This window comes from Streptomyces sp. NBC_00287 (assembly GCF_036173105.1).
In the GTDB taxonomy this organism is placed as follows: Bacteria; Actinomycetota; Actinomycetes; order Streptomycetales; family Streptomycetaceae; genus Streptomyces.
Window position 1 is genome coordinate 2,916,707 of the sequence record NZ_CP108053.1, and the last position, 16,131, is coordinate 2,932,837.

At 67.5% G+C, this 16,131-nt stretch carries 14 protein-coding genes and 1 pseudogene; 13 read left to right on the forward strand and 2 right to left on the reverse strand.

Going from position 1 to position 16,131, the window contains the following annotated elements; genetic code table 11:
- Window positions 1–105: 105 nt before the first annotated feature.
- The 13 genes from OHT76_RS13310 to OHT76_RS13370 all read left to right on the forward strand — a co-directional run bounded on the left by OHT76_RS13310 (window position 106) and on the right by OHT76_RS13370 (window position 13,030).
- The gene (locus tag OHT76_RS13310) at window positions 106–1,329 is read left to right on the forward strand and encodes a prenyltransferase/squalene oxidase repeat-containing protein (protein WP_328871018.1); all 1,224 of its coding nucleotides are present in this window, start codon (window positions 106–108) and stop codon (window positions 1,327–1,329) included.
- On the forward strand, window positions 1,326–1,943 hold the full coding sequence (locus tag OHT76_RS13315; protein WP_328871019.1) for an SCO2322 family protein: 618 nt from the start codon (window positions 1,326–1,328) through the stop codon (window positions 1,941–1,943). Before OHT76_RS13310 ends, OHT76_RS13315 begins: the two co-directional genes overlap by 4 nt.
- Window positions 1,943–3,055: an energy-coupling factor transporter transmembrane component T gene (locus OHT76_RS13320; protein WP_328871020.1), complete on the forward strand. Its 1,113-nt coding sequence runs from the start codon at window positions 1,943–1,945 to the stop codon at window positions 3,053–3,055. The genes OHT76_RS13315 and OHT76_RS13320 overlap by 1 nt, the downstream gene beginning before the upstream one ends.
- On the forward strand, window positions 3,052–4,761 hold the full coding sequence (locus tag OHT76_RS13325; RefSeq protein WP_328871021.1) for an ABC transporter ATP-binding protein: 1,710 nt from the start codon (window positions 3,052–3,054) through the stop codon (window positions 4,759–4,761). Before OHT76_RS13320 ends, OHT76_RS13325 begins: the two co-directional genes overlap by 4 nt.
- A complete protein-coding gene (locus OHT76_RS13330; protein WP_328871022.1) occupies window positions 4,758–5,588 on the forward strand; it encodes an ECF transporter S component in 831 nt (276 codons plus the stop codon). Before OHT76_RS13325 ends, OHT76_RS13330 begins: the two co-directional genes overlap by 4 nt.
- Before the next feature lie 337 nt (window positions 5,589–5,925).
- The gene (locus OHT76_RS13335; RefSeq protein ID WP_328871023.1) at window positions 5,926–6,336 is read left to right on the forward strand and encodes a transglycosylase SLT domain-containing protein; all 411 of its coding nucleotides are present in this window, start codon (window positions 5,926–5,928) and stop codon (window positions 6,334–6,336) included.
- 65 nt (window positions 6,337–6,401) lie between these two features.
- Window positions 6,402–7,856 (forward strand): AAA family ATPase, encoded by a 1,455-nt coding sequence (locus OHT76_RS13340; RefSeq protein ID WP_328871024.1) that lies wholly within the window; start codon window positions 6,402–6,404, stop codon window positions 7,854–7,856.
- A 386-nt stretch (window positions 7,857–8,242) separates the two neighbouring features.
- A complete protein-coding gene (locus tag OHT76_RS13345) occupies window positions 8,243–8,665 on the forward strand; it encodes a hypothetical protein (RefSeq protein ID WP_328871025.1) in 423 nt (140 codons plus the stop codon).
- Between the two features lie 364 nt (window positions 8,666–9,029).
- Window positions 9,030–10,004, forward strand: coding sequence for a hypothetical protein (locus tag OHT76_RS13350; RefSeq protein ID WP_328871026.1), 975 nt, complete (start codon window positions 9,030–9,032; stop codon window positions 10,002–10,004).
- Window positions 10,001–10,585 (forward strand): hypothetical protein, encoded by a 585-nt coding sequence (locus tag OHT76_RS13355; protein ID WP_328871027.1) that lies wholly within the window; start codon window positions 10,001–10,003, stop codon window positions 10,583–10,585. The genes OHT76_RS13350 and OHT76_RS13355 overlap by 4 nt, the downstream gene beginning before the upstream one ends.
- Window positions 10,582–11,322 (forward strand): ATP-binding cassette domain-containing protein, encoded by a 741-nt coding sequence (locus OHT76_RS13360; RefSeq protein ID WP_328871028.1) that lies wholly within the window; start codon window positions 10,582–10,584, stop codon window positions 11,320–11,322. Before OHT76_RS13355 ends, OHT76_RS13360 begins: the two co-directional genes overlap by 4 nt.
- A gap of 101 nt (window positions 11,323–11,423) precedes the next feature.
- Window positions 11,424–12,224, forward strand: coding sequence for a hypothetical protein (locus OHT76_RS13365; RefSeq protein ID WP_328871029.1), 801 nt, complete (start codon window positions 11,424–11,426; stop codon window positions 12,222–12,224).
- Window positions 12,221–13,030 (forward strand): Fic family protein, encoded by an 810-nt coding sequence (locus tag OHT76_RS13370; RefSeq protein ID WP_328871030.1) that lies wholly within the window; start codon window positions 12,221–12,223, stop codon window positions 13,028–13,030. Before OHT76_RS13365 ends, OHT76_RS13370 begins: the two co-directional genes overlap by 4 nt.
- A gap of 35 nt (window positions 13,031–13,065) precedes the next feature.
- Here the strand turns inward: OHT76_RS13370 and OHT76_RS13375 are convergent.
- Together OHT76_RS13375 and OHT76_RS13380 are read right to left on the reverse strand one after the other, a co-directional pair.
- Window positions 13,066–13,488: pseudogene (locus tag OHT76_RS13375) on the reverse strand (DUF6461 domain-containing protein); the annotation flags it as partial.
- 12 nt (window positions 13,489–13,500) lie between these two features.
- Window positions 13,501–16,119 carry a hypothetical protein gene (locus OHT76_RS13380; RefSeq protein ID WP_328871031.1) on the reverse strand — a complete coding sequence of 873 codons (2,619 nt, stop codon included), beginning with the start codon at window positions 16,117–16,119 and terminating at the stop codon, window positions 13,501–13,503.
- Between the last annotated feature and the right edge of the window lie 12 nt (window positions 16,120–16,131).

A 16,131-nucleotide genomic window follows, 5' to 3' on the forward strand; every position in this document is an offset into this window, starting at 1 on the left:
GTCGGCAGCCCGCCGTCGTACGGCACCGTCGAGGTCTGCGGAGCCGAGCCGCCCGGGGTCGTCCCGTGCTGCCCGGCTCCCATCAGGGAGAGGCACCCGCCGATCATGAACGTCCGCCGCAGCGCCGCGGTCCTGGCCGCCACCGCAGTGATCGGCACGGCCACGCCCGTCATGGCCGCGTCCCCGTCCCCGTCGCCGTCCGTGGCGATCCCCTCCGGGCTGTACGGCAGCACGGACCCGACGTACGACGGCGTCTGGCGCCAGTCCCTCGCGCTGATCGCCCAGTTCCGGGTGGACGTGCGGCCCGCCGGGAAGGCCGTTGACTGGCTGCTCGGTCAGCAGTGCGGGAACGGGGCGTTCGCGGCCTTCCGGGCCGAGCCCGCCAAGGCCTGTGACGCCAAGGTCATGGTCGACACCAACAGCACGGCCGCCGCGGCCCAGGCGCTGTCCCTGGCCGGTGACGGTGACCACATGGACGTCGCCCTGAAGGCCGTGAACTGGCTGAAGTCCGAACAGAACAAGGACGGCGGCTGGGGTTACACCCCCGGCGGCCCCAGCGACGCCAACTCCACCTCCGTCGTCATCGGCGCCCTCAACACCGTCGGGCAGGACCCCGACACCGTGGTGAACGGCGGCAAGTCGCCCTACGACGCGCTGCGCGAGCTGGCCCTGCCGTGCGCCGACGGCGGTGCCTTCGCCTACCAGCCGGACAAGAAGGGCAAGCTGACCGCCAACGCGGACGCGACGGCGGCGGCCGTGGTCGGTATGAAGGGCATGAGCATGGCCTCGGCGAAGGCCGCCGCCGACACGGACCTGTCCTGCGCCGACGCCACCCACCCCGCCCCGGACCAGGCCGCCGCCAACGGCGCGTCCTACCTGGCCTCGGCCATGAAGAAGGACGGCTATCTCAAGTCCGCGCTCGCCGGCGCCGAGGACCAGCCCGACTACGGCAACACCGCCGACGCGGTCGTCGCGCTGGCCCTGACTGGCGGACCGAAGGCGGCGCAGCAGCCGCTGACGTGGCTGGAGCAGAACTCCGCGGACTGGGCGAAGCAGAACGGCCCCGCGGCCTACGCCCAGCTGATCCTCGCCGCCTCCGTGGCGGGCGCCGACCCGCGCGACTTCGGCGGCACGGACCTGGTGAAGCAGCTCAACGCGACGGGCCCGGAGCCGAAGGCCACCGCGACGGCCGAGGAGAAGAAGGACGAGGAGAAGAAGGACGAGGACGACGGTGGCGTCAGCGTCTGGTGGATCATCGGTGTCGGCCTGGTCGCGGGCATCGGCGTCGGCTTCCTGATCAGCAGCCGCAACAAGGGGCAGCAGCTGTGATCCGCCGCGCCGGCGCGCTGTTGCTGGCCGCACTCGCCCTGTGTGCGGCCACGCCCTCGGCGCAGGCTGCCAGTTACCGCTACTGGTCCTTCTGGGACCGCGAGGGCTCGTCCTGGATGTACGCCACCCAGGGCCCGTCCATGGCGGTCCCCTCCGACGGCGACGTCCAGGGCTTCCGCTTCACCCTGAGCGAGGACTCGTCGGACGCGGCGACTCCACGCAGCACCGGGACCTTCGGCACGATCTGCGCGAGAACGCCCGCGCAGGACGGCAAGAAGAGAGTGGCCCTGGTAATCGACTTCGGCACGAAGTCGGAGTCCCCGTCAGGAGAAACCCCGCCGAAGCTCCGCACGGCCTGCGCCCACGTGGCGGAGGACGCGACAACGGCAGAGGCCCTGGCCTCGGTTGCCAAACCCCTCCGCTACGACTCGAACGCCCTGCTCTGCGCGATCGCGGGCTACCCGAGCGCGGGCTGCGGAGAACAGGTCGCGAAGACCACCCCGAAGAACACAGAGAAGAACGACAACCCGTCCGTGGGCCTGTGGGCAGGTGTGGCGGGCGTAGCAACCTTGGGAGCGGCGGCAATCTGGCAGGCACGCCGACGGCGGGCGTGATGGCCAGGACGCGGGCGCCGGGCGGGCATCCCACCCAGCCCCAACCCCGCGCACCCCTGCACCCGGGGGCCTGGTGGCTCTGGGCCCTGGCCCTCGGTACCGCAGCGACCCGCACCACCAACCCCCTCCTCCTGACCCTCCTCATAGCGACATCCGCCTACGTAGTAGCGACCTGCCGCCAGAACACCCCCTGGTCCCGCTCCTACAACGCCTTCCTCAAACTCGCCCTGGCCGTAATCCTCATCCGCCTGGCCTTCGCCATCCTCCTCGGCTCCCCCATCCCCGGCACCCACACCCTCGTCACCCTCCCCGAAGTCCCCCTCCCCGACTGGGCCCAAGGCATCCGCATAGGCGGCCGAGTACACGCGGAGGGACTCGTCTTCGCCCTCTACGACGCGCTGCGACTCGCCACCCTCCTCATCTGCGTAGGCGCGGCGAACGCCCTCGCCAACCCCACCCGCCTCCTCAAATGCCTCCCGGGCGCCCTGTACGAAATGGGCGTAGCGGTAGTCGTCGGCCTCACCTTCGCCCCGAACCTCATCGCGGACGTCCAGCGCCTACGAGCCGCCCGCCGCCTGCGGGGCCGCCCGGACAACGGCATCCGAGGCCTGCTCCAGGTAGGCCTCCCCGTCCTGGAAGGCGCCCTGGAACGCTCGGTCGCGCTCGCCGCCGCCATGGACGCGAGAGGCTACGGCCGTACCGCCGATGTCCCCCCAGCCGTGCGCCGTACCACCACCGCCCTCACCCTCGGCGGTCTCCTCGGAGTCTGCGCGGGCACCTACGGCGTACTGACGGCGGAAGGCGGCACGTACGGCCTCCCCGTCCTCCTCACCGGCCTCACCGCGGCCCTCATCGGCCTACGCCTGGGCGGCCGCCGAGCCACCCGCACCCGCTACCGCCCGGACCCCTGGGACGCCCGGGCCTGGCTGGTAACGGCCTCCGGCACAACAGTCGCCGCGCTCATGTTCGTAGCCGCGACCAAGGACCCCACAGCCCTGGAACCAGGCGTAATCCCCCTCACCGCCCCCACCCTCCCCCTCTGGCCCGCGGCAGCGATCCTCCTCGGCCTGCTCCCAGCCGCCCTCGCCCCCACCCCGAAGGAGCCGTCGTGATCCGCTTCGAAAACGTCTCCGTGACGTACGACGGCCAGACCGAACCCACCGTCCAGAACGTCGACTTCGAGGTCCCGGAAGGCGAACTGGTCCTCCTGGTAGGCCCGTCCGGCGTAGGCAAATCGACAATCCTCGGCGCCGTAAGCGGATTGGTCCCCCACTTCACGGGCGGCACCCTCCGCGGCAGAGTCACGGTGGCCGGTCGAGACACCCGCACCCACAAACCCCGCGAACTGGCCGACATCGTGGGCACGGTGGGCCAGGACCCCTTGTCCCACTTCGTAACGGACACGGTCGAGGACGAACTCGCCTACGGCATGGAGTCCTTGGGCCTGGCCCCGGACGTCATGCGCCGCAGGGTGGAGGAAACCCTCGACCTCCTGGGCCTCACCGACCTCCGCAACCGCCCGATAGCAACCCTCTCCGGCGGCCAGCAACAGCGCGTAGCGATCGGCTCGGTCCTCACTCCCCACCCCCAGGTCCTGATCCTCGACGAACCCACCTCAGCCCTGGACCCCGCAGCAGCGGAAGAAGTCCTGGCAGTCCTCCAACGCCTGGTCCACGACCTGGGCACGACAGTCCTGCTGGCCGAACACCGGCTGGAACGGGTCATCCAGTACGCCGACCAGGTAGCCCTGCTGCCATCACCGGGCGCGGCCCCGGTCCTCGGCACCCCGGCAGACGTAATGGCGATCTCTCCAGTAACCCCACCGGTAGTGGACCTGGGCCGCCTGGCGGGCTGGACCCCCCTGCCCCTGACGGTGAGGGACGCGCGACGACGTGCAACGGAACTCCGCGACCGACTCGCGCAGCCTGCGGGCAGTCGTGCCGCTGGGGCGGCACGGGTGGGCGCAGGCGGCACCCCGCAAGCGCGGGCAAGCGACCCCACCCCGACCGAGCCCCGACGCCGGTGGTTCCGACGCTCCCCCATCCCCCAGCCCACCTCCCACTCCCCCCACCTCGCCGAAGTACAAGCACTAGCAATCACCCGCGAACATGTCCAAGCCCTACGCAAGATCGACCTCACCATCACCCCCGGCGAAACCATCGCCCTAATGGGCCGAAACGGCGCCGGAAAATCCACCCTGCTCAACGCACTGGTCGGCCTACTCGAACCCACCAAGGGCACAGTCCAGGTAGGCGGCATAACCCCCCACCGCACCCCACCCCCCACCCTTGTCCGCCAAGTAGGCCTCGTACCCCAAGAACCCCTGGACCTGCTCTACGCAGACACAGTCGCCGCCGAATGCGCCGCAGCCGACACGGACGCCGGCGCAGCCCCCGGCACCTGTCGCACCCTCGTCACCGACCTACTCCCCGGCGTAACAGACGACACCCACCCCCGAGACCTCTCGGAAGGCCAGCGCCTCGCACTCGCACTGGCCGTCGTCCTGACCGCCCGCCCACCCCTACTCCTCCTCGACGAACCGACCCGAGGCCTGGACTACGCGGCAAAGGCCCGCCTGATCAAGCTCCTGCGCACACTCGCGGCAGAGGGCCACGCCATAGTCCTGGCCACCCACGACGTAGAACTGGCCGCAGAACTGGCGAACCGAGTGCTCCTGCTCGCAGAGGGAGAGGTAATCGCAGACGGCCCCACAGCAGACGTCGTGGTGTCGTCCCCCTCCTTCGCCCCCCAGGTCACCAAGATCCTCGCCCCCCAGCACTGGCTGACGGTCGCCCAGGTCAAGCAGGCCCTCGCATGACCCCGCAGCCAACCCCCCAGTCCCGCCCCATCCGCCTGGGACCCCGCTCGATAGCCGCCCTGACCCTCGTCAGCGCGGTAGGCCTGGGCGCGATCGGCTGGCCCCTCTTCGCCCCACCCGAATCCCAGGCGAGCGCGCACGCCCAGGACGCCCCGTGGCTCTTCGCAGCTCTGCTGATCCTCTTGGTCGCGGTCGTAGCGGCGACGATCTCGGAGTCCGGCCTGGGCCCGAAGGCGGTGGCAATGCTGGGCGTACTCGCGGCGACGGGCGCAGCCCTACGTCCCCTCGGCGCAGGTACGGCCGGCATCGAGCCGATGTTCTTCCTGATGTTGCTCAGCGGCCGCGTCCTCGGCCCGGGCTTCGGCTTCGTGCTCGGCTCGCTGAGCATGTTCGCGTCGGCCCTGCTCACGGGCGGAGTCGGACCATGGATGCCGTTCCAGATGCTGGCGATGGGCTGGTTCACGATGGGCGCGGGCCTGCTCCCGGGCCAGGACAGGCTCCGGGGCCGCGCGGAACTCCTGCTGATCGCCGCGTACGGCTTCATAGCCGCCTTCGCCTACGGCGCGATGACGAACCTCGCGGGCTGGCCCTTCCTGAAGGAACAGGCCTCGAACATCGCCTACGACCCGGACGCGGGCGTCCCCACCAACCTGGCCCGTTTCGTCGTCTACTGCCTGGCCACCTCCCTCGGCTGGGACCTGGGCCGAGCCCTGGTGACGGTCGTGCTGACCCTGACCCTCGGCCCGGCGATCCTCAAGGCGCTCCGCCGAGCCACGAGGAGGGCCGCTTTCGAGGCGCCGGTCACATTCGACAAACCCACTGCGTAAGCCGGAAGGAACACCCTGTCACCGCAGCGGTGAACCACCCCACATGACCCACATCACCTACGATCCAGCCTAGTCGGACAAACCGGACGCCATGTTCACGCCAAAACAGTGTCTGACCTGCACGTTGAGAGCCACGTCACACGAGAAGCATGTACCCCACATACGACCACAACTAGCAAAAGGGGTCATTGCGGACCCCTGCCAAGCCTGTTTCTCTGGATGACGTCGCACGGCGCCGACGAGCCCCACGGGCCTCGGCGCCGACGCATGTCCCCGCCACACACCGTGTGGTTCCGACATGCCGCGGCCACACCGTCCCCGACGAAAGGTCACCGCCTTGTCCGCCACTTCCTTCCTCCGCAGCATCGCCACCCCGAAGAAGGCCCTCGCCGGTACCGCCGTGGCAGCTGCCGCCGCCGGTGCGATCTTCGCCGCGGCGCCCGCGCAGGCCGCCGAGGCGTCCTCGGCCCAGGCGACCGCGAAGAAGATGATCGGCGACTCGGCCCAGTACCAGTGCTTCTCCAACATCGTCGACCACGAGAGCGGCTGGGACGTGAACGCCACCAACGCCTCGTCCGGCGCCTACGGCCTCGTCCAGGCCCTCCCGGCCTCGAAGATGTCCTCCGCCGGCTCCGACTGGAAGACGAACGCCGCCACCCAGATCGAGTGGGGCGTGGACTACATGAAGGACCGCTACGGCAGCCCCTGCGGCGCCTGGAACTTCTGGCAGGCCAACGGCTGGTACTAAGCCGAGCCACCAACGCGCAGAAAACCGCACCCGTGCCCCGCACGGGTGCGGTTTCGTTTTCGGGGGTGTACCTCCGCGACCTCCCCAAACCACCTCAGATCTTCGACCGTGCCCAGGAGTGGAACGATCTCGCCGCGTTCGTCACTGACGAGGAACCGGGACCGCGCCTCGGGGTGCTCTCGGGACGCCGTCGACAGGGGAAGAGCTTCCTGCTAAAGGCCCTCACCGAAGCTACCGGCGGCTTCTACTTCGCCGCCGTCGAGGCCACGCGGACAGAGTCATTGCAGCTGCTCGGCGAGGCAATCGGACGCTTCACCGACGCCCCGGTGCCACCCCGCCCGCACGACTGGACGGAAGCCCTGCAATTGCTCTTCGACCTGGCCGCGCAGCGCTCCGTCCCCGTCGTCATCGACGAGTTCCCCCATCTGGTCACGGGCGACTCCTCCCTCCCCTCCCGCCTCCGGGCGACCCTGGGTGCCCGAGCGGGCCGTCACCCACGTCTCCTGCTCTGCGGCAGCGCGATGTCCTGCCTGGGCACGTCTCCGCAGTACACCCGACCCGCCCTCAACTTGGTCATCCGCCCCCTGGGTTACCGAAAGGCGGCCGAGTTCTGGGCCATCGACGACCCACGGCTCGCCGTCCTCACTCACGCCGTGGTCGGCGGAACCCCGGCCTACCGGCGGGAGTTCGTGACCAACGACGTACCGGAGCGACTGGAGGACTTCGACGACTGGGTGTGCCGTACGGCCCTCAACCCGGCACGCCGCCTGCACCATGAGCCGCAGTTCCTGATCGCCTCCGAACCCGACATACGCGATCGCGCGCTCTACCACTCCGTCCTCGGGGCGGTCGCGGCCGGCAATCACACCAGCGGGGGCATCGCGAGCGCGGTGGGCCGCAAGGCAACCGACATCTCCCAGCCGTTGACCGTTCTCAAACGCTGCGGACTTCTGACCGCGGAACAGGACGCCTTCCGAGGCAACCGCAGCGCGTACCGCATTGCCGAGCCTCTGATCACGTTTCACCACGCGGTGGTCCGCCGCAACCAGGCCCAGCTGACTCGTCAAGGCAACACGGCGGCAGCGTGGGCTCAGGCCCAGGACACCTTCCTGAGCAAGGTCGTCGGCCCCCACTTCGAGCACCTGTGCCGCGGATGGGTCGCCGAGCACGCCGACCCCGACACCTTCGGCGGCCTACCCATCGAGGTCACCTCAGGAACCGTCGCCGACCCGGCCGCACGCACCTCACACGAGGTCGACGTCGTCGTGCGCGGCGCGGTGGGCCAGGACCACGGCATCCTCCTGTCCATCGGCGAGGCGAAGTGGAACAAGGAAATGGACATCCGCCACCTGGACCGCCTCCGCCACATCCTCACCCTCCTGACATCCCGAGGCTTCGACACAACCCACACCCGCCCGGCCTGCTACAGCGGCATCGGCTTCACCCCGGACCTCCAGGCCGCGGCCGCCCGCGGCGAAGTGGTCCTGGTCGACCTGCGACGCCTGTACGGCGGGGCTTGATTCAAGCGGCCCTACCCAACTGGGCCTACACGGAGCGAGATTCTCATCCACTCCACTCCGGGGATCCTGATGGTGGCGGAGTTCCTCACCCGATCCGCGATGGCCTCGAACTCCCACCCAGCTGTGTACGGCTCACCCATACTCAGCGCTGTCCACCAATCCCCCATGGTCCAAGCGGCGCCAAGCAAAACAGGACCATTCCTGATGTTCGCGATAATCAGATAGCAAGCTCGTAAGTTACTGAAAGTCAGACAAATCTGACTTCAGAACCCTCCGTAAACAACAAGTGATTGACACGTGATCATCAGGTGAATATTCTCCGGTGGATCACCATCGCCCCTCACGTTCACACCTCCCACAGGGGCACACATTTATCTCCATCAGGAGTGCACCTTATCTTCAATAAGCGCAATATAGCCGTCACGGCCGGCCTTACTTCCACACTAATTCTCACCTTGGCACCCAGCGCTTCCGCGAATTGGCAGAGTTTCATCTCCAACGCCACCGCCGGCTTCGAATCCAGCCGCTGGGAGGACGAACACTACAGTGAAGTCCGTTTCAAGAACTGCACGCAGGTATATGCAACAGGAAAGTATGTGAAGGTCGCGCTCTGGGAGGACAACTTCGCTTCGCCCGACACCAATCACGGCACCAAGACGTACACCAACTGCTTCAACGGCGAGGACGCCGTCAGTGCCGGAGAGTGGACGGGACTTCCTCTTGATGGCTACTACTTCCGCCTTCAGGACACCGAGGGTGGACTTTTGGATGTAGACGTTGTCTATGTCGACACCAGCCAGGCCGATTAGGCGCATGTAACACGTAAGCGAAGCGAGGGGCGCTCCACGCGCTGGAGCGCCCTCCGCCCCACCCCCCAGAGAGAATCTTGTGCGTATAGGAACCATACTGTTGGGCAGCAGTGCAAAATGGGCGGCCCCATTCGCTGTGGTGCTGTCGCTTTTTTACTACTACGGAAGCGGGATTCCGCGGGAAACTTTCGGATACTCCCCGGCCTTGGTGTCGTCCGCTCTGAGCACCATGTACGCGGCTGCGTACGCATTCGCTTCCGCACTCGCAGTATGGGAAAGCGCACGCCTACGGAAGGCGGGAATCTGGGCCATGGGCCCGGTTCGCTCTCGTTATCATGTGGCGTGGAACGGAATAATTCCCGCCATGGCATCCGCATGGATCATGCTGGTTCTACCGGTCGCTCTCGCGCTGGGAAACGCGGCTGTTCTTCCCACTCCGGCCAGTCTGGGGCCTCTGGTGATGGCGATGGCCCTGTGTGTGGCGCACGCGACGATCGGGTTCGGTGTCGGCCTCCTGGCGCCACCAGTCGTCGCCGCGCCGTTGATGTCCGTACTCGTCTGGGTACTGGTCGCCTTTTCGTGGTCGACCGACGCCTTCTGGATGCGGCACGTGTCCGGTCAATATCCCACGACTCTGATGTTCGGTGAGGCTGCCACTTACGGGTCACTCGTCCCGCCTCTGCTGCTCACGGGAGGAATCGCAACAGGAGTCGCCCTGCTTTGGCTGCCGCTGCGTTCCAGGCCGGTCCGCGGGCTGCTCGCTGCCACAGTTCCCGTCATCTGCTCGGTGTTTGCCGTTCAGGCCGTGCAGGGCTGGGAGGCGAATCCGCCTCTGCTGGCCGGTCAGGCACCCATGGACTGCGTCGGAGACGCACCGAAGGTGTGCGTGCCGCAAGCCAGTCCAGCCCGCGTCGCCGCTGTCAGGAAGGAGGCGACGTCAGTCCTGGCCGACCTGCACTCCGCGGGTTACGCGGGAACGCCTGAAGTGATTGTCGACCGCCTGGGTGAGGGCCGCTACCCGCTGCCCTCAACGGCGACCACATGGCGGGTCGGCCTCACCAGGGGAATGCAACAAGGTGAACTGCGCTACCAGATCACCCGCGCCGCCGTACAGTTCCCCTGCCTTCGCGTCGATCCTGTGCACGGCAATGCGCTCATGCTGTGGGCGGCCACCATAACGGGCGAAGAGGCCGCATACAACGCCCATATGAAGGGTCGGGCCTTCGCCGGGGAGAAGGAGGTTCGCAGGACAGTGCGCCAGGTTCTGGTCTCAGAGCCCCGCGAACAAGGAAAGTGGTACCGCCAGAGTCTCGCCGACGGTTGCCGGCAGAGCTCATGATGTGGTGGGTCAAGGCGCGACGCGCCCACACCGTCCTGCCGTCCGCCCTGGGGCTCTTCGCGTTGCTTCTGGTGGTCTTTCAGGGCGATTCGGTGGCACTTCCCTCTCTCACCGCAGGCGCGACCCAGGTGGTCCTCGCCCTCTTTATTCCGGTTCCTCTGGTGTCCGGCTTGGCGATGTGCCTGGACATGCGCCTGCACGCTGACGAGAGTACGGCCGTACGCCCGGTCAAGTACATGGACAGCGGGCTGGTAGTCGCCGTCTCCGTTTTCGCGGCGGCCATGAGCGCACTGGCCGGTGTGGCTTTGGAAGACGCGGTGACCGAGGCGGTCGGGAGAAACACCTTGTTTCTGACCGGACTGATGCTGATCGGCCGCGCGCTGTTCGGCCGACCCGGTGTTCTACTGCCCACGGCTTGGATACTCGCGGTCTGCCTTTGTGGTTTCCGGCCCGGCAACGACGCCTACCCCTGGACCATCCTTCCCGAACCTCTCGGCGCGCCGCATGCCGCCGCCGGGGCCATGCTGATGTTCGGTGCCGGACTCATCGTTCAGATCCGATACGCGAGGAACCCCTCATGACCCTTGAGCTGATCTCTTGCACCTACGGCTATGGCTACGGGCGCCGCAAAAAGACCGTGCTCAGCAACTTCGGCTACCAACTACCCTCAGGACTCACAGTTCTGCTGGGTCCCAACGGCGCCGGAAAGTCCACCCTGCTCAAACTCGCCGCCTCCGCGGTGCGTCCCGACAGCGGCAGGGTTGTCTGCGGCAGCATCCCCAGCACGTCGAAACTGTTCCGCAAGACCGTTGCCCGGATGCCGCAGGACATCATCCCTATGCCCGGCCTGACCGCACGTGAATACGTCGCTTACGTTGGCTGGTTGAAAGGTATGAACCGCAGCGATGCCTGGAAGACGGCACGCCGTGTGCTGGGCCGCGTGGAACTGACCGAGCAGAGCGATGTTAAGACGACGAACCTCTCCGGCGGCCAGCTGCGGCGAGTCGGTGTAGCGGCCGCCCTCGTGCACGGTGCCCGGGTCCTCCTTCTCGACGAACCCACTGCCGGGATGGACCCTCGACAACGCCGAGTTTTCCGGGATCTTCTCCGTGACCTCAGCGGCGAAGTGAGCATCCTCATGTCCACACACGATGTCGCCGATCTGGCTGAAGACGCCGATCACGTCACGGTCTTGGCCAACGGCCAGGTCCTGCACTCGGGCACCACGGACACCTTCCTCAGGCTCGCTCCCGGCGGAACAGCCGCCGGCCGACGAGCGGAGGGCGCTTACACCGAGTTGCTCGCGCGACACGGGTAGCCGTTCGACAACGGCAGGTCATGGCTGCAAGGAAGATGCGGCATCGGTGGCGTCCAAAACTCCGTTGCCTTCGCCCCTCTCTGTCATAGAACATCCGTCCGGTGAACCTGGAAATGCGCCCCTACCACCTCACCTGGACCGAGGTAGACCCCGCCACGCGCCCCTTCGACAGCGCCGAAACGCTGTGCGTCGTACGGGCGTTGGTGCCCGCGGGCCGGACTCCCGTGCGGCCGGAGTGGAAGCCGCTCCCTGACCGGGACGAGGCGTACGCGCAGTATCGGAAGCTCTGCGACTGGTCCCATACCGTGGGGTGGGAGTGGGCCGACGCGATGAGCGAGGCGCTCGTCGAGCGGTACGGGATGTGGGCCTCCGGGTGGCGGTGGTCGCATGATGAGGGGGATCTCGGGGGTGGGCCCGTCGGGGCGTGGTGTTGCGCTCTGCACTCCATCACCACGCCTGAAGAGACCCTGGAGCGCGTCGCCGCCGCGCTGTGCGAGTGGCGGGACTGGCTGGAGTTCCTCGGGCGGTGCTTCGATCGGTACCCCCTTGGCACCCTCTCCGCCGAGGACCGCCGTGACGCCTGGGAGCGCGCCACCCACCAGTTGATCCTCCACACCCTCGACCGCACCGGCTCCGGCGACGCCTGGTACGCCCACTGCCGTCAGGTCCTCACCTGGTTCCTCACCCGACACGGGGTCGACCAGGACACCGCCCACACCCTCGTCAAGGACGCCATCGACGGCCGCTTCGGGAGCTGGACCGCGCCGGAGAACAAGGTCGTGTACGCCGTGGCCGAGCAGCTCGCCGCCTCGCTGGAGACGGATGCCGAGCCCGCGACCGACCCCGGCAGCTATACGTACACCTCCGCCCGCGTTCAGTCGTACGTCGACGAAGACGCATGACCGGTCCCACCGCCGCCCCCGACCACCTCCGCACCTGGCTCACCCTCCGCACCCAAATCCCCTGGCACCAGGCCCACGCCGTCGTCCGCCTTCCCACCGGCATCCCCCTCCGAGACGGCGCGCAACACGACATCCGCACCCACGACCACGCCCGCGCCCCCCAGCGCGCCGCCCGCCTCCTCGCCGCCCTCGCCCGCACCCGGGAAGACGCCGCCTCCGGCGCCCCCCTCTCCTTCCAACTCCTCAGCACCTGGCAGCGCGAAGTCCTCGCCGTCCCCGACGCCCCCTTCCGCAGCCACCCCGCCTACGCCAAATCCGGCCGCGAGCGCTACGGCATCACCCCCGACCTCCCCACCCGCCTCGACGCCTGCCTGCACCAGGCTCAGACCGACGACCTCCCCCTCACCGCCCGAGCCGCCCGCGCCTACCTCGACGTCTGCTTCTTCCACCCCTTCGACGACGGCAACGCCCGCTCCGCCTTCCTGACCCTGACCTTCGTCCTGGCCCGCGCCGGGGTCTCGCTCGACCAAGTCGGCCCCGTACGACGCCTACAGCGCCGAGCCGACGACCCCGAGGGCGCCCTCGCCCTCGCCGACCTGCTGGCCGTCCTCATCACCGCAACGGCGAGGCGGCAGAGCCCCGTTCAGCCGCCCGCGAACCCCGCAGCCGGCAACCGCTCCCCCTCGGACTCCTTCGGCACCCACAGCCCGAACCGGCTCTCCAGGTACTCCAGCACCTGGACCGAGCTCATGCCCTCCCCGCCCGCCGGCCATCCGAACGCCGACGGATCGGCGCCGTCGTCGTAGGCGGGGATCCCGGGGTCGAAGGAGGACAGCACACGCCCGTCGACGGCGTACTCCACCCGCTGCGTGGCGTTCACATCCCGACTGACGGCGATGACACGGGTGCCCCGGGAGAGCTCGGGAAGGTACACCCGGGAGGAGACGTACGACGTGGAGGCCTGGATCGCGAAGGACCACTCCTCGATCGCTCCGGCCCGCAGGACAGCGTCCACCGAGGGCTCCAGGAAGCCCAGTTCCTCTACCGCTTCCACGTCCAGGTCGTCCAGGTGATCGAGGTCGTAGGGCTCGTCCGCCGCATTGCGGACCTCGATCTCCTGGGCCTCGACGCGGGTGAGCGGAAAGACGGACCCGCGCCGGGCACCGAGCCGTTCGAGCACCTCCTCTGGCGTGAGCTCCTCGCAGAAGACGAGGCTGTAGCCGAAGGGATACGCCTCGAAAACCCAGCGGAGTCCGTCGGTCATTCCGTCATCCTCTCAGCATCTCGGCGGGCACGGGTTGGGGTGCACTGCGAAGGACACCCAGCGGGGTTTGTAGATGCTGGGATCCTTGTAGTGCGAGCCCTCCTCTGAGACCCGGTTGTCGAAGGTGTTGACGTTGTAGCTGAACGTGAAGTGTGTTCCATCAGAGTTCAGTTGAGGGTGAACGTGCGCGTTGTAGGCGAAGATGTTCTCGTCGCCGTACACCCCCCACAACCCGGTCTCCGGCATCTTGTACACCTCGACCTGGTTGTACCAGCCGCCTGCCGGATCGCAGGAGGAGTAGGAGTACACCTGGGCGTTGAAGGCCAGGTTGCTGTCCTGAGTGAGCAGCATGAACTGCCCGTTCCAGGGGGTGACGCTGTACTCGTTTGCCACCCCGGTCAGGGTGTTGGAGGTGCGGCGCTCATCGAGTGCCCATCGGTTGTTCGCCGGGTCGAGGAACTCCCAGCGGGTGTTGAGATCGTCGCCCCGCACACGGGCGACCCGCATGGACTTCTTCGTCGGGGCGTCATCTACGCCGTAGATATATGTGTACCCATCGCCGCTCTGGCTCGACGGCAGAATCCCGGATCCCCAAGTGACTCCTGCGGCCGACGGCAACGGTACGACGCTCAAAGGTGAGTTGAGGTCAGACAGGGAGAAGGTCGCCAGCACGCTGTGGTGCCAGCCCCAGTCCCACAGGCCACCCCCGAAGCGGTAGTACTCCTGGAAGATCACCTGGAGGTATTTGGTACCGTCGCGTTCCGCGATCATTCCGTCGCCGAGCCAGTACCAATGCCCGGCTTCGTTGTTGGGCATGATCGGGCCCCGATTTGGGCCGGTGATCGTAGTCAGGTCGTTGCCGTCCTGGATGACGAAGGAACTGTTGATCAGCGGCGCGCTGGTGGGCCTGGACCCGTTCGAGCTGAGCGGCCCAAGAAAGGTGTCCGAGAACAGCCAGAGATTACGGCCGTCGGGCAATCGCACCGAATAGGTGGAGTCACCCCCGGTCCAGCCGTCCGGTGTTGTCCTCGCGTAGTCCAGGAAGGCACTCTGCGGGGCTGCCCCGGCCGTCACGTCGGAAACCACCGGCGACTTGACGGAACAGCTGCGCGGCTCCCAGGACTTGACCGGCCCCGCGTTGTTGTAGACCGCGGCCGCGCCGGAGTCGAGAAAGAAGCCGTCGTTGTCGAGGATGCGTTGACCTTGGTAGAAGTTGCTGAGAGCGGTGCCCACACCACCGTTCTGTCGCCGAGGCATGCTGGCGCGGGCGCACTCGCCGGTGGTGCCGGACTTCGTCCACGCCTGTACGGCGTAGTCCGTGGATGGCCATCCGGAACCCGAACCTCCTGGCCAGACCGTCCACTGCTGGCACTGCGTGCCCGAAGAGATGCCCGACTGACCGCCGCTCTCCTTGGTGGCGGCGAAGGGGAACTCGTCACACTCGATGCTGTTGGGGTCGGGAGAGTTCCTCTGGCCGAAGCGGTCCTCCTTGACCCAGCTGCTGTCGCAGACCTTCCTGCGGTTCTCGTCCGAGACCGACGAGTCGCCCTCGCGGTGCAGCGGCTGCCCCATGCCCAGCCAGCCGATGTGGGAGTCCAGGCTCGCCTGGACGCGGCCGATGTAGTCACGGGCACCTGGGTAGGCGGAGCCGTCGACGACCATCGTCGGGGTGTAGCTGGGGACGACACAGCCCGCCGTGCCGCCGATCTCGTCGTCGCAGCGGAGCTGGTAGTCGGCTCCGCCCCACACGACGGTGGAACTCTTGCCGCTCTGCGGCTTGGTGAAGGTCAGGGTCCACAGCATCAGGATGTCGTCGTGTCCGTTCGCCCCGGTCCAGCTGCGGTGCACGGTCCCCTCCCACCAGGTACCGGCGGGAGGCAAGGGAAGCTCGCCGATCCATGGGTCCTGACCGCCATCGGAGCAGCCGGAGAGGTAGTTGCACTCGGTGTTGACAGATACGGTCACGGTGGCCAGCGCGGGATCCATGCGGTCGACCCGCATGTAGAATTCCTCCACAAAGCCTGTTGACCTGGGCTCTGTGTTGATCTCCTGCGCGGTGGTGATGTCGGCAGTGCCGAACTGGCTGCCATCGGTGTTGTAGACGATGACGCCCCAGTACCGGACGGAACAGAGGCTGAAGCGGGTCACCTGGATGAGGGCTGTGCCCCCGTCGCACCATACTGGGAGGGCGGCGGCCGCAGAGAGGGCAGCCGAATTAGGGGGTTCTCTCTCCTCGACGCAGACCGCGCCGCCTTTACGCTTCGCCGGATCGCGCCTCAGCTCGTCGCAGCTGAAGCCAGCTTTGATCCTCGACCGCTTCTCCTCGACCTCCTGAGGCTTGCGGTCTGCCTGCTTCTGATTCTTGAAGCTCTGTTTCGCCGCCGCGGGAAGAGGTTCGGTGGTCTCTACGGCGGTTTCCTGCTGGGGTGACCGGGTCTGTCCGGCCATTCCGGCCGCGGGGCCCGGCGGCCTACCGGAACTTCCGGGCGCTGAGAGGGCAGGGGCCTGCGCGGTGCCAGCCAGCAGGAATATCACCGCGCAGACCATCAGGAAGGGGCGTCTTGAACGCACAGGTCTGGAACGAGGTCTTAAACACACAGGAGTTACGTCCTTCTCTCCCGATTCGGACATGGGGGAGCCCCA

Bases quoted from the DNA above. Each gene is read 5' to 3' on its own strand.
- OHT76_RS13370 (WP_328871030.1), top strand. From the start codon at position 12,221: ATGACCGGTCCCACCGCCGCCCCCGACCACCTCCGCACCTGGCTCACC.
- OHT76_RS13310 (WP_328871018.1), top strand. From the start codon at position 106: ATGAACGTCCGCCGCAGCGCCGCGGTCCTGGCCGCCACCGCAGTGATC.
- OHT76_RS13350 (WP_328871026.1), top strand. From the start codon at position 9,030: ATGGCATCCGCATGGATCATGCTGGTTCTACCGGTCGCTCTCGCGCTG.
- OHT76_RS13320 (WP_328871020.1), top strand. From the start codon at position 1,943: ATGGCCAGGACGCGGGCGCCGGGCGGGCATCCCACCCAGCCCCAACCC.
- OHT76_RS13355 (WP_328871027.1), top strand. From the start codon at position 10,001: ATGATGTGGTGGGTCAAGGCGCGACGCGCCCACACCGTCCTGCCGTCC.
- OHT76_RS13330 (WP_328871022.1), top strand. From the start codon at position 4,758: ATGACCCCGCAGCCAACCCCCCAGTCCCGCCCCATCCGCCTGGGACCC.
- OHT76_RS13380 (WP_328871031.1), bottom strand. From the start codon at position 16,119: ATGTCCGAATCGGGAGAGAAGGACGTAACTCCTGTGTGTTTAAGACCT.
- OHT76_RS13360 (WP_328871028.1), top strand. From the start codon at position 10,582: ATGACCCTTGAGCTGATCTCTTGCACCTACGGCTATGGCTACGGGCGC.